General features: G+C 73.0%; 11 protein-coding genes. 2 read left to right on the top strand and 9 right to left on the bottom strand.

What is annotated here, in order from left to right; genetic code table 11:
- Positions 1-11 precede the first annotated feature (11 nt).
- From ABT041_RS13975 to ABT041_RS13950, 6 genes are all read right to left on the bottom strand, one after another.
- Positions 12-842: an aldo/keto reductase gene (locus ABT041_RS13975; RefSeq protein ID WP_351183628.1), complete on the bottom strand. Its 831-nt coding sequence runs from the start codon at positions 840-842 to the stop codon at positions 12-14.
- A 44-nt stretch (positions 843-886) separates the two neighbouring features.
- Positions 887-2125, bottom strand: a complete 1239-nt coding sequence (locus ABT041_RS13970; protein WP_351183626.1) for an MFS transporter — start codon at positions 2123-2125, stop codon at positions 887-889.
- A gap of 113 nt (positions 2126-2238) precedes the next feature.
- Positions 2239-3735 (bottom strand): ABC transporter permease, encoded by a 1497-nt coding sequence (locus tag ABT041_RS13965; RefSeq protein ID WP_351183624.1) that lies wholly within the window; start codon positions 3733-3735, stop codon positions 2239-2241.
- Positions 3732-4385 carry an ABC transporter ATP-binding protein gene (locus ABT041_RS13960; RefSeq protein WP_351183622.1) on the bottom strand — a complete coding sequence of 218 codons (654 nt, stop codon included), beginning with the start codon at positions 4383-4385 and terminating at the stop codon, positions 3732-3734. The genes ABT041_RS13965 and ABT041_RS13960 overlap by 4 nt, the downstream gene beginning before the upstream one ends.
- Positions 4382-4648 carry a hypothetical protein gene (locus tag ABT041_RS13955; RefSeq protein ID WP_351183620.1) on the bottom strand — a complete coding sequence of 89 codons (267 nt, stop codon included), beginning with the start codon at positions 4646-4648 and terminating at the stop codon, positions 4382-4384. The genes ABT041_RS13960 and ABT041_RS13955 overlap by 4 nt, the downstream gene beginning before the upstream one ends.
- Before the next feature lie 34 nt (positions 4649-4682).
- On the bottom strand, positions 4683-4892 hold the full coding sequence (locus ABT041_RS13950) for a DUF2933 domain-containing protein (RefSeq protein WP_351183618.1): 210 nt from the start codon (positions 4890-4892) through the stop codon (positions 4683-4685).
- A gap of 165 nt (positions 4893-5057) precedes the next feature.
- On the opposite strand from ABT041_RS13950, the gene ABT041_RS13945 reads away from it, so the two are divergent.
- Complete coding sequence (locus ABT041_RS13945) at positions 5058-7766, top strand: heavy metal translocating P-type ATPase (protein ID WP_351183616.1); 2709 nt, start codon at positions 5058-5060, stop codon at positions 7764-7766.
- 47 nt (positions 7767-7813) lie between these two features.
- Here ABT041_RS13945 and ABT041_RS13940 read toward each other — a convergent pair whose 3' ends face one another.
- The 3 genes from ABT041_RS13940 to ABT041_RS13930 form a co-directional block, all read right to left on the bottom strand.
- Positions 7814-10750, bottom strand: coding sequence for an ABC transporter permease (locus ABT041_RS13940; RefSeq protein WP_351183614.1), 2937 nt, complete (start codon positions 10748-10750; stop codon positions 7814-7816).
- 2 nt (positions 10751-10752) lie between these two features.
- Positions 10753-11490, bottom strand: coding sequence for an ABC transporter ATP-binding protein (locus ABT041_RS13935; RefSeq protein WP_351183612.1), 738 nt, complete (start codon positions 11488-11490; stop codon positions 10753-10755).
- 95 nt (positions 11491-11585) lie between these two features.
- Entirely contained in the window at positions 11586-12803 is a 1218-nt protein-coding gene (locus ABT041_RS13930; RefSeq protein ID WP_351183610.1) for an MFS transporter, read from the bottom strand.
- Between the two features lie 241 nt (positions 12804-13044).
- Between ABT041_RS13930 and ABT041_RS13925 the strand changes: the two genes are divergently transcribed.
- Complete coding sequence (locus ABT041_RS13925; protein ID WP_351183608.1) at positions 13045-13299, top strand: SHOCT domain-containing protein; 255 nt, start codon at positions 13045-13047, stop codon at positions 13297-13299.
- The last annotated feature ends 57 nt before the right edge of the window (positions 13300-13356 follow it).

The following is a 13356-nucleotide window of genomic DNA, read 5'->3' as shown; positions in this document are numbered from 1 at the left end:
GCGGTGGGCGCCTAGTTCAGCTCGTCGGGGTGCGGGCCGGTGCGCAGGCCGCGGTCGAGACCCGCGACCGTCGCCATCTCCTCGTCCGTGAGGGCGAAGTCGAACACGTCGAAGTTCGCGCGGATCCGGGCCGGGGTCACCGACTTGGGGATGACGACGTTGCCGAGCTGGAGGTGCCAGCGGATGACGACCTGCGCCGGCGACTTGCCGTGGGCGGCGGCGATCGCGGTGATCGCCGGGTCGTCGAGCACCGCACCCTGCGCCAGCGGGCTCCACGCCTCGGTGGCGATCCGGTGCTCGCCGTGGAAGGCGCGCAGCTCGGACTGCTGGAGCCCGGGGTGCAGCTCGATCTGGTTGACGGCCGGGGTCAGCGTGGCGCCGTCCATCAGCCGGCGCAGGTGCCCGGGCTGGAAGTTGGAGACGCCGGCGGCGCGGATGCGGCCCTCGTCGGCGAGCCGCTCCAGGGCGCGCCAGGAGTCGCGGTAGAGGTCACGGGCCGGGGCGGGCCAGTGGATCAGGTACAGGTCGACGTAGTCCAGGCCGAGCTTGGCCAGGCTGTCGTCGAAGGCGCGCAGCGTGGCGTCGTGGCCCTGCTCGGCGTTCCACAGCTTGGTGGTGACGAACAGTTCCTCGCGGGCGAGCCCGGAGGCGCCGAGGGCACGGCCGACGCCGGCCTCGTTGCCGTAGACGGCGGCCGTGTCGATGCTGCGGTAGCCGGCCTCGAGGGCGGAGGCGACGGCGGCGGTGGTCGCGTCGTCGGCGACCTGGAAGACGCCGAAGCCGAGCTGCGGGATCTCGACGCCGTTGTTCAGCGTGACCGTGGGGGTGGTGGACGGTGCCATGGTGCGGGTGCTCTTTCCGTCGGTGCTGCGGATGGGGAGGGCGGTCAGTGGTGTACGGGGGCGGGCGCGGCGGGCGCCGTGACGGTGAGGGCCTCGACGGCGACGGCCTCTCCCTCGACGCCGCCGGCGTCCTTCGCGGGTGTACGGCGCTCCAGCGCCGCGGACCAGAAGGCGAGGAGCAGGGCCGCGGCGGCCAGGACGGCGCCGACCCAGTTCGGGGACGTGTAGCCGAAGCCGGCGGCGATGACCATGCCGCCGAGCCAGGCGGCGAGCGCGTTGCCGAGGTTGAAGGCGCCGATGTTGACGGCGGAGGCCAGGGTCGGCGCGCCGTGCGCCTGGTCGAGGACGCGCTTCTGCAGCGGCGGCACGGTGGCGAAGCCGAGCGCCCCGACGAGGAGGAGGGTGATCGCGGCGAGGACCTTGTGGTGCGCGGTCACGGTGAACAGGGCGAGTACGACCGCGAGGCCGCCGAGGGTGGCGTACAGCAGGGGCATGAGCGCCCGGTCGGCGAAGCGCCCGCCGAGCAGGTTGCCGAGGAACATGCCGACGCCGAAGAGGACGAGCAGCCAGGTGACCGCCCCGTCGGAGTAGCCTGCGGCGTGCGTCATCATCGGCGCGATGTAGGTGACGGCCGCGAAGACACCGCCGAAGCCGAGCACGGTCATGGCCATCGCGAGCAGCACCTGCGGGTTGCGGAAGGCCTTCAGCTCGCCGCGTAGCCGGGCGCCCTCGGGGCGGGGTACGGCCGGGACGAGCTTCGAGATGCCGAGCAGCCCGATCACGCCGAGCGCGGCGACGATCGCGAAGGTGGTGCGCCAGCCCACCGCCTGCCCGATGAACGTGCCCAGCGGCACACCGACGATGTTGGCGACGGTCAGTCCGGTGAACATGGTGGCGATGGCGCCGGCCTTCTTCTCCGGTGCGACGAGCTCGGCGGCGACGACGGATCCGATGCCGAAGAACGAGCCGTGGGCGAGGGAGGCGACGACACGGCCGGTCAGCATCATCCCGAAGTTCGGGGCGAGCGCGGACAGCAGGTTGCCGAGCACGAACAGGCCCATGAGCAGCATGAGCATCCGCTTCCGGCTGACCTTCGTGCCGAGGACGGTCAGCAGTGGTGCGCCGACGACGACGCCGAGTGCGTAGCCGGTGACCAGCAGGCCCGCCGTGGGGATGGTGACGCCGTAGTCGGCGGCGATCTGGGGCAGCAGTCCCATGATCACGAATTCGGTGGTGCCGATCCCGAAGGCTCCGACAGCCAGAGCCAGGAGAGCAAGCGGCATGGCGCGTCCTTCCGCATTTGATTGAGTGAGCTGCTTACGTGCTCAAACAATAATTGCAGAAGCGCTATAGATGCAAACGCGGGCTAAATGCTCGGTCGGGGTACCCCTGTGCCTCAGCGGGCGGTGGGAAGGGCGCGGTGGAACAGCGCCGCGACGGCGACGGCGAGGCCCGCGAGCCAGACGAGCGACAGGAGGAGAGGACCCGCCGTGTCGAAGTTGGGGGTGAGGGCGGCGTCGGTGAGGACGCGCCCGGCGCCGTAGCCGGGCAGGACGTGCGCCCAGCCGGGCGGCTCGGGGCGGAGCATGGGGCTCTGGCCGATGCCCAGGTCCACGAAGGGGATCAGGAAGGCGATCAGAACGCCGCCGAGCCGTCCGAAGACGGGGCCCAGCAGGGCGCCGATGAGGGCGTAGGTGAGGGCGATGAGGATGCCGGCGGCGATGTAGCGGGGCCAGTCGCGGGCGTCGAAGACGGTGGCCGTGACGGCGAGGGAGGCGGCGGTCGCCGTGAGCGCGCCGAGGAGGACCGCCGTGAGGCGGCAGGCGAGCAGCGCGGCGGGGTGGAAGCCCGCCAGGGCGAGCCGCCGGTCGGCGGAGCGGGCGTCGAGGACGGTGAAGACGCCGGTCAGCGCGGCGAGCGAGCCGATGGCGATCGGCGCCATGGTGCCGCCGTGGATGTCGGGGAGCCACGGCCGCACGGTGTGCTCCGCGCCGTTCTCGCGGACGGTCAGGGTCGTGAACGCGTCCGGTGTGGTCGCGACCGAGAGGAGGACGAAGACGACGGGCACGGCGACGAGCAGCACCCAGAGCACGCGGTTGCGGCCGGTCTCCCGCAGCCCCGCCCGTAGGCCCGCGGACAGCTGGTCCCGTGGCGAACCGGCCGGGGCACGGCGACGAGCGTGCGCGGTGCGGCTGGTGGCGGCGATCACCGACCAGGCGACCGCCAGCGCGACGGCGGTCCACGTCAGGGCCCAGCCGAAGTCCCCCACCCGCCCGCCGTGGCCGGAGGGCAGGTCCACCATCCACAAGGTGACGAAGTGGGTCGGAAGGACCCAGGTCAGGGGGCGGTCGGCGGCGCCGAGGACGGGTCCGAGGAAGACGTCGAGGATCCACACGAACAGCACCAGTACGGTGCCGTTGACCGGGTTCGCGACCAGGGCACCGATCACGGCCCCGATCGCCAGGTAGACCACCGCGTACATCACGGTCCCCGCGACGACCCGGCCGGGCGCGTCGCCCAGGCCGGTACGGACGGTGAGGGTCACCAGGGCGGCCGCGGAGGCGAAGCCCGCCAGCGCGAGTCCGGTCGCCAGGCGGGCCGCCACCAGCCGGGCGGGGGCGAGGCCGGCGAGCACCAGGCGGCGGTCGGCGGCCCGGGCGCCGCGCACCTGGAAGTACATGGCGACGCCGGCGATGAACCCCGCGGCCCAGCCGGCCGTCGCGGTCTCGACCGGGGGCCCGCCGACACCGCCCAGGAGCTCGGCCGCGTCGGCCAGCGGGCGGGACGCCACGACGACGAACACGACCGGCACCAGCACCAGGACCAACAGGTTCACCGGGGTGCGGGCGGCGTCGCGCAGAAAGCGCCGGACGAGCAGCGGGACGGTGGTCATGCTTCCGTCGCCTGCCCGTCGCGGAGGTGGACGATGCGGTCGAAGCGTTCGGCGTCGCTGACGAAGTGACTGATGATCAGCACGGAGCGGCCCGCCCGGCGCCGGTCGGCCACCAGCTCCCAGAACTTCAGGTACGTGTCGAAGTCGAAACCGGCGTACGGCTCGTCGAGGAGCAGCACCTCGGGGTCCGCCAGCAGGGCCAGGCCCAGATTGAGTTTGGCCAGCGTCCCGCCCGAGAGCCGGTCGGCGCGGGTGGTCGCGTACCTCCCGAAGCCGAGCCGGGCGTAGATCTCGGCCCGGCCGGCGCGCTCCGCCCGGCCGGGCAGCCCATAGGCGTGCCCGAGGAGCTCGAAGTGCTCGTCGCAGGTGAGCCGTTCGTACACCACCGGCTGCTGCGGGCAGTACCCGAGCCGTCCACGGCGGATCACCGTGCCCGCGTCCGCCGGCAGGTCCCCGACGAGAATCCGCATCAGCGTGCTCTTGCCCGAGCCGTTCTCACCGACCAGCCCGGCCACCTCACCGGCCGCGAGGCTCAGATCCACCCCCTTCAGCACCGGGACCGCACGCCGAGCGGGCCATACGCCGCGCCGGTACGACTTCACGACCCCGGTCGCGGTCAGCAGCGGCCCCGCGTCCGATCCGCCGCTCACGTTCTCCTCCGCAGCGGGCGGCGCGGGGGGTCACTGTCGCGCAGGCCGTGGGCGATCGCCGTCATGCGCCGCCGGTACGTGGCCTCGTCGATCCGGCCGCGCAGCCGCAGGCCCACCAGACGCCGTTCCGCGGCCTCCAGCGCGGGCCGCCGGCCCAGCACGCGGGCGAGCGGCGGGCAGCGGGACTCGGAGGAGCCGATCAGCCGGGCCGTGTCATAGACGAAGGCGCCGAGAACCATCCCCGCGACGGTCAGGGCGGTCATGCCGATCACGGCACTCACCCGGTGCGCACGCCGCTCAGGGCCGCCCGGACCGGGATCGGTCACGGTCGCGACCGTCGTGCGTGTCCTGGTCGTGCATGCCGCGCATCATGAAGAACATCATCAGCGGACAGGCCATCGCGAGACCGAGGATCGTGAGTGTCCCCACGGGGACGCCGAGGGCGAGGGCGCCGACGACGGCGATCGCCACGGCGATGGCGTACAGACCCCATCGATTCTGCTTCATCACGGGCCTCCTTCGTCCCCGTCATCCTCCCGCCGCGGGGACCGGGCGAGGATGGGCCGAACGGTCCCGTGTCCCAGGCCGAAGAGTCCCTGCCCCGGAGTGGTGGCCCGAGTCGATACTGCGCGCGAAGGTGGAGGGGCAGGCGCGTGCGAGGAGGCGAGCCTCATGACCGTCGCGGACGTGGTCGTCAGCGTCGTGGCCCTGGGGCTGATCACCGCCCTGGGCCGGTACTTCTTCGGCCCGCGCAAGGCCGGCACCGCGCGTCTGGAGGGCGGTGTGCAGCGGGTCGACGTGATCGTGCGCGGCGGTTACAGCCCGAGTCTGATCAAGGTCCGCGAGGGAGTGCCGGTGGAGGTGGTCTTCGACCGGCAGGAAGCGGGCGAGTGCACCTCGCGCGTCGTCTTCCCCGACCTCAGGGTCGGGGCGGGGCTGCCCGCCCACACCCGGACGACGGTGCGGCTGAACCCGGACCGGCCGGGCACCTTCGGGTTCGCCTGCGGCATGAACATGATCCACGGCACGCTCGTGGTCGAACCCGCCGACGGCCCCGCCGAAGCCCCGGCCGTGGCCCCGCCCGCGCCGGCGGCCGCCGGGCGGCACGAGGACGCCACCGCCGCGGAGGACGCGGACCTCGCCGAGCGGCAGGCGGAGATCAAGGACCTGACACGCCGGGTCGTCGTCGGGGCGGTGCTCACCGCGCCGGTGCTGTTCGCGGTGATGGCCCACGAACTGTTCGGCGCCGACTGGGTGCCCGGCTGGATGCTGAACCACTGGTTCCAGCTGGCTCTGATCACTCCGGTGATGCTGTACACGGGATGGCCCGTGCACTCCATCGGCTGGGCGGCGCTGCGGCACCGGTCGGCGGACATGAACTCGCTGATCACCCTGGGCACGAGCGCCGCATACGTCTTCAGCCTCTTCGTCACCCTCGCCCCGGGACTGCTTCCCGAGGACGTGCGGGAGGTCTACTTCGAGGCCGTCGGCGTCATCCTCACGCTCATCCTGCTCGGCCGTCTCCTGGAGGCCCGGGCGAAGGCCGGCACCGGTGAGGCCATCCGCGCCCTGATCGGCCTGCAGGCCCGTACCGCACGTGTCGTCCGCGACGGGACCGAGACCGAGATCGCCATCGACGACGTGGCCGTCGGGGACGAGATCGTGATCCGGCCGGGAGAGAAGATCCCGGTCGACGCCGAGGTGCTGTCCGGCTCGTCCGCCGTGGACGAGTCCATGGTCACCGGCGAGCCGATGCCGGTGACCAAACACGCCGGGGACACGGTGGTCGGCGCCACCGTCAACACCACCGGGTCGCTGCGGGTGCGTGCCGCCAAAGTCGGCGCCGACACGGTGCTCGCCCAGATCATCCGCCTCGTACGGGTCGCCCAGGCGTCGAAGGCACCGATCCAGCGCCTCGCCGACGCCATCTCCGCCTACTTCGTCCCCGCGGTCATCGCCATCGCCGTGGCGACCTTCGCCCTCTGGTACACCGTGGGGCCTTCCCCCGCACTCACTCTCGCCCTGGTCTCCGCCGTCGCCGTCCTGATCATCGCCTGCCCCTGCGCCCTGGGCCTGGCCACCCCGCTCTCCGTGATGGTCGGCACCGGAAAGGGCGCCCAGGCCGGCATCCTCATCCGCTCCGCCGAAGCCCTGGAGACCGCCCACAAGCTCGACACGATCGTCCTCGACAAGACCGGCACCGTCACCGCCGGACGCCCCGTCCTCACCGACGTACGGCCCGCCGAGGACGTCACCGAAGCCGAACTGCTGCGCCTGGTCGCCGCCGTCGAGGCCGACAGCGAACACCCCCTCGGCCAGGCGATCGTCGCGGGCGCACGAACCCGTGGCGTCCGTCCGCCCGCCGCGACCGGCTTCGAATCGATCACCGGCGAGGGCGTCCGCGCCGAAGTCGAACGGCACACCGTGCTGGTCGGCGCCGCCCGCCTCCTGCACGACGCCGGCGTCGACACCGCCACCCTCGACCGCGTCGCCACGGACCTCTCGGAGGCGGGCAGGACCCCCGTCCTCGCCGCGATCGACGGACGTCCGGCCGGCGTGCTCGCCGTCGCCGACCCCCTCAAGGGGGACTCCGCCCGGGCGGTCGGCGCCCTGCGCCGCCTCGGCGTCGACGTGGTCATGATCACCGGCGACAACGCCCGTACCGCCGCCGCCATCGCCGGCCAGGTCGGCATCGACCGCGTCCTGGCCGAAGTGCTGCCCGAGCACAAGGCCGACGAGATCCGCCGGCTCCAGAACGAGGGGCACACCGTCGGCATGGTCGGCGACGGCATCAACGACGCCCCCGCCCTCGCCCAGGCCGACGTCGGCCTCGCGATCGGCACCGGCACCGACGTCGCCATCGAGGCCGCCGACATCACGCTCATCTCCGGCTCCCTCGCCGGAGTCGTCACCGCCATCCGCCTGTCCCGCGCCACCATGCGCAACATCAAGCAGAACCTGTTCTTCGCCCTCGTCTACAACGCCGTCGGCGTCCCCATCGCCGCCGGCGCCCTCTACCCGCTCTGGGGCATCCGGCTCAGCCCGATCATCGCCGCCGTGGCCATGGCCCTCTCCTCCCTGTCCGTCGTCACCAACGCCTCCAGGCTCCGCCGATGGCAAGCCGCGCCCCTGCCCGAGACCGAGGCGGTGCGCGGCCGGCGGCCGGAGGTCGAGTCCGCGGCCGACCGGGCCGCCCGGGACGAAGACACCGCCCGTTCGGAGGGGACGGCCGTGGACCCCGTGTGCGGCATGGACGTCGACCCGGTGACCGCCCCCGAGCACCGGGACAGCCCCGTCGGCACCCTCCACTTCTGCTCCGCCCACTGTGCCGCGGCCTTCGACGCGGACCCCGACCGCTACACCACCCCCGCCACGAGCTGAGCAGACGCGAAGGAAACGCCGTGTCCTGTACGCCGGGACCCGCGGGTTCAGTCCGCGATGCGGACCGCGCGCGCCGGGCGGATGGCGGCGGCGCGGCGGGCCGGACCGATGGTGGCCAGGATCGACGCGGCGAACGTGGCCGCGGCCAGGCCGCAGATGCTGGTCCATTCGAGGGGGAACCCGCCGTGGAGGCCCTCGAAGGCCGCACTGTTGCGGTACATGAGCCAGGTGGTGAGCACGCCGAGGACCGACCCGAGGACGATGCCCTCCGACGCGATGAAGGCGCTCTCCCAGAGGAAGGACCGGCGGACGGTGCGCGCCCGGAAACCGAGGGCACGCAGGATGCCGATGGTGCGGCGGCGTTCGCGTACGGCACGGACCATGACGACGCCGAGACCGATGATGCCCACGCCGAGGCCCAGCGCGAGGAAACCCTGCATGAGGCGGAAGAAGGCCGTGCTGGCGTCGAACTGGTGGCGGATCTCCGAGGCGATCGGGGTGGCGACCAGGCTGGACCGCAGCTGCTCGCCCTGGAGCCGGGTCGCCAGGTCGTCCGGCGAGGTCCCGGGGCGGGTGCTGACGAGGGCGGACGCGGGCTGCGCCTGGTCGCCGAACAACTCGCGCATGCTCCCCTCTCCCATGACCACGGGGTACGTGGTCGAGCTGGCGCCGGTGCCCGGGTAGAAGACCATTCCGTTGCTGAGCACGCCCGCGATGACCTTCTGTTCGCTGCGGCCGGTCCGCGGATCGGTGACCGTCAGGGTGTCGCCCGGGTCGTAGTAGTCGCCCGCCGGGCCTCCGGTGCTGCCGAAGAAGCCGTCCAGGACCACATAGCGGGGGTCGGTGGCCAGGACGCGCCAGACCGCCGGGTCGTCCGCGAGTCCGGGCAGCCGCTCGCGGAAGGTGATGCCGGTGATCGCGCCGTCCGGCACCCCTACGGCCGCGACGTCCAGCGGCTGGGTGCTGCGGTGACCGGGGTCGGTGGCCCGGCCGGTCGCGTTGAGCAGCGGGGTGACGGCGGAGATCCCGGCGGCCGAGGGGCCGTTGCGCAGTGCGGTGACGAGGGGATCGCCCGCGACCTGCGGGTTGTGGTCGAGCCGCAGGGAGTAGCCGGCCGTGGCGTCCGCGACGACCCCGTCGACGCCGGCGCGGAGGATGCCGGAGATCTCCGTCAGGAGGACCAGCACGAAGACGATCAGCGTGTACATCACGAGCGTGGCACCCGTACGGAACCGCTTCGCCAGCGGGTAGGCGACCGCGAGGCGCGCCGCCAGGCCCGACTCGGACGGGCGGTCGAGGAACCGCCGTACGGGGCGCAGCAGCGTCTTCTGGTTGTCGCTCACGAGCACGACCGCGGAGAAGGCGGCCAGGGCCCCCTGGATCACGTACACGGACATGGAGGGCGTGTCGAAGATCCGCGGCCGCAGGACCGGCGCCAGGAGGGTCCAGACGAGCACGGCGCCCGCCACGAGCGTGGTGACGGCGTGCCGGGACATCACCCGCAGCAGGGCCGGGGCGGCGAACGCGAGCGCGAGAGCCGGCATGAGGTAGGTCGCTTCGGCCTGGCTGCGGGCGATCGCCGGGACGGCCGCGAGCGCGAACAGGACCGACAGGGCGCTGCACACGACGAGCAGCCTGCGGCGCGGGCGCCGTCCGGGCGTCGACGGCAGGTCGCGGATGGCGGCGATGATGTTGAACCTGCTGATGCGCACACTGGTGGCGAGGATCGCGGCGAAGGCGACGAGCAGACCCAGGGCCACGCCGTTGAGGATGCTGGTCGGCGTGACGGCGAACGTGATCCGGAGGCTGCTCCCGCCGACCGACCAACCCTGGAAGATCTCCGCGGCGACCACGGCGACGCCCCAGCCGACGGCGACCCCGATGGCCACCCCCGGCAGGGCGGACAGCAGCGCGTACACCGCGCCTTCGAGGGTGAAGGAGCCGACCAGGCGCGAGCGCTTCATGCCGATGGCCCGCACCATGCCCATCTGCGTCTTCCGTTCCTCACCGAGCATGACGAAGATGTTCACGAGGAGCAGGGCGCCCGCGATGATGCTGAAGCTGCCGATCATCAGGAACAGCGCGCCGAGCGAGTCCCCGGCCCGCCGGGCGTCCCGCAGGACCGTGTGTTTCGGGGTGTCGATCGCGGCCTGGCCGGCGAGCGGCCCCAGGGTTTCGCGGATGTCGGCGGTCACCTGCCCGGTCAGGGCGTCGCCGCTCTCGACACCGCCGCGGTTGGACACGAACACGACCGAACGGGGCTCCGTTCCGGCGGCCCGGGCCGCGGCGTCCAGGGTCCCGGGAGCCAGGAACGCGTCACGGTTCAGCCTGCCGCCCAGACCCACACCGGCCAGGCCCCGCTCCGGCACCACACGGTCCACGCGGTACGCGTGCGGGGTGCCGAACAGGTAGAGGGTGATCGGCTCCCCGGCTCCCACCCGCAGGGACTGCGCCAGGGGGGCGTTGATCACGACCTCGCCGGGCTTCGGGGCCGGTCCGGCCAGACCGGAGGCGCCGCCCGAGGCACCGAAGTGCGCTGCCTCGTCGAAGTCCGTCTGCCAGGCCAGGACACGCGGTTCGGCGACCGGCCGGCCGCCGCTACGGCTGACGGCCGACGCCTGGGTGGCCTGGGCGACGAGGACACCGTCGACATCGGGGTCGCTCGTCAGTGCGCCGAGCCGTTCGGCGACGGTGCGGCCGGCCGGGCCGGGAGGTGCGACGACGCGCTCGTCCACCGGACCCAGGGTGCGGTACGCCTCCTGCCGCACGGAGAAGTTCAGGGTGTCGCCGACCACCAGGGCCCCGATGATGATGGCCGTACCGAGTATCGAACCGCCGATCACCAGAGCGGCCTCGGTACGCCGTCGAGCCAGGCGGCGGAAGGCCAGGCGCCGCGACACCGGCTGCCGCACCGCGACCAGGGCGAGCGCCACGAGGACGAGCGCGAGTGCGATCAGCAGCGGGGCCAGCAGGTTCGGGTACATCGTCAGCCCCGGGAGACGTCGGTGGCCGGGTCTGGGACCGGCACGGGCTGGTGGAGGTCGTGGACCAGCCGGCCGTCGCGCATGTGGATCAGCCGGGGGACGCGTGCGCCGATGACGGCGTCGTGGGTGACCAGGACGATGGTCTGGCCCTCCTCCCGGTTGAGTTCGCTCAGCAGGTCCATGACCTGGCCGGCCATGGCGCTGTCGAGGTTTCCGGTCGGTTCGTCCGCCCACACGATGGCCGGCCGGCCTGCGAGGGCACGGGCGATCGTGACCCGTTGCTGCTCACCGCCGGAGAGCTCGCTGGGCCGGTGCCCGACCCGGTGTTCGAGGCCGACGCGGGCGAGTGTGGCCAGCGCCCGGCGCCGCGCCTCGCGGGGCCGGGTGCCGACCAGCAGCAGGGGCAGTTCGACGTTCTCCACCGCGGAGAAGACCGGGATGAGGTTGAACGACTGGAAGACGAAGCCCATCGTGCGGGCCCGGTGCTCCGTGCGCGCCGCGTCCGACATCGCGAAGAGGTCGTGCCCGTCGATCTCCACCCGGCCGCCGTCGATGTCGTCGAGCCCGGACAGACAGTTCAGCAGGGTCGTCTTGCCGGACCCCGACGGCCCCATGACACCCACGAGCTCGCCGTGGCGCACGGACAGATCGAGGTCGTCCAGGGCGGTCACCGCCACCGAACCGGTCCGGTAGATCTTGCGGACCTTCGTGGCGATCAGGAGAGGCCGGTCGCTGTTCATGCCTCCCATACGAGACCCGGGAGGGAATCGACGGCTACGGCCGTCCGGGCCCGGACGGGGGGACAACCGGCCCCATCGGGAGCCGCCGGGCCTGGTCATGCGTTCTCGGTGGTGCGCGCGCGGCGCCGGACGGTCGTCGTGGTCAGCGCGCCGGCGACGAGCGCGGTGACGGCGAGGAGGACGAAGCCCCACGTGTAGTCGTGCGCGACACTCTCGACCGTACCCATCACCAGCGGCGGGAAGAAGCCCCCGAGGCCTCCCGCCGCCCCCACGACACCCGTCACCGAGCCGACGCGCTCGGCCGGCACGAGACGTGCGACCAGGGCGAAGACCGCCCCGGAACCGGCCCCCAGGCCGGCGGCCATGCCGAGGAAGGCGGCCGTGCCGACCGGGACCAGCTCCGCCTCCGCGGCGGCGACGACCGCGCAGGCCGCCACGAGCCCGTACGACACCGTCAGTACGGGCACGGGGTGGGTGCGGTCCGAGAGCCAGCCGCCGAGGGGCCGCATGGCGACCGCGAGGACGACGAATCCGGCCGTCCGCAGGGCCGCGTCGGAGCGGCCGAGGTCGTAGGCCCGGGTCAGATAGGTCGGCAGGTAGACGCTGAAGGCGACGAACCCGCCGAAGGACACGGCGTACAGGAACGCCAACTGCCAGGTCGCGGGCGTGCGCACGGCCGCGGCCGTGCGTGACACGAGCGAGCCCGCCGCCGTCGCGCGTCCCGGACGGTCGCGCAGCAGGAACCACGCCGTCAGTGCGTACACGGCGAGGCAGCCGGCCACGAGGTCGAAGGGGAAGGCACGTCCGACGGAGTCGGTCAGCTGGACGGTGGTGAACGCCGACAGCGCGGTGCCGCCGGTCCCGAGGCCGAAGAGCCCCAGGGCGACGCCCCGGCGCTCCGGCGGGTACCAGGCGTTGACGAACGGCACGCCGACGGCGAAGGCCGTTCCTCCGAGCCCGAGGAAGAGGCCGCCCGCCAGCACCTCGGGCAAGGAGTCGGCGACATGCCCCAGGTACAGGACCGGCAGGATCGTCAGCGCGGAGACCAGGGGGAAGACGCGGTGGGCTCCCCAGCGGTCCGTCATCGCTCCGGCCGGGATCCGGCCGAGCGCACCGACGACCACCGGCACGGCGACCACCAGGGACTGCTCGAACGAACTGAGGTCGAGATCGTCACGCAGCCGGGGGCCGAGCGGTGCGAGCAGGGCCCACGCCCAGAAGCAGAGGGCGAATCCCACCGTGGCCAGGAGCAGCATCTGCCACGGTCGGGGGGCACGGTCCGCGTGGGGCGATCTCTCGGTACGCCGGATCATGATGCCTCCTGGCAGCAGCTCGCGCCGTCGACGCGGACGCCTGCTGGTTCCCCCACGCTCGGCGAACGGGAATTCCGGCCCCAGGGGCCACTCGTCCCTTTCGGTGCCCGACCGGCGGCCCCGCGTGGGCCGGTCGGCCCTGTGCGCCCGTGTGCGGACCGGGGCACCGTGGAATGTCGGCCCGATCGGGAGCAGGGACGCCCTGCACGTCCCGGTCCGGCTGCCGGGAGCGTGAGTAGCCATGATGTTCTGGTACGGAGACGGCATGAACGGGTGGGGCTGGTTCGCCATGTCGGCGGGGATGGTCCTGTTCTGGGGCCTCCTCATCACCGCGGCCGTGTTGCTCTTCCGCTCGCTGGACCGTGCCGGGGAGCGGCCCGCGCGCCAGGGGCCCAGCGGGCCCGAGCAGATCCTCGGCGAGCGGCTGGCCCGCGGTGAGATCGACGAGGAGGAGTACCGAAGGCGCCTGCGCGCCCTGCGGAGCGGGGAGCCGTAGCCTCCGGCGCGGCGCTGTGCCGGGATGCGGACGTGGACGCACCCGGTCACCCTGGGA

Source organism: Streptomyces sp. NPDC002825 (assembly GCF_040295385.1).
Lineage (GTDB): Bacteria > Actinomycetota > Actinomycetes > Streptomycetales > Streptomycetaceae > Streptomyces.
This window is presented reverse-complemented; position numbering and strand designations above follow the sequence as displayed.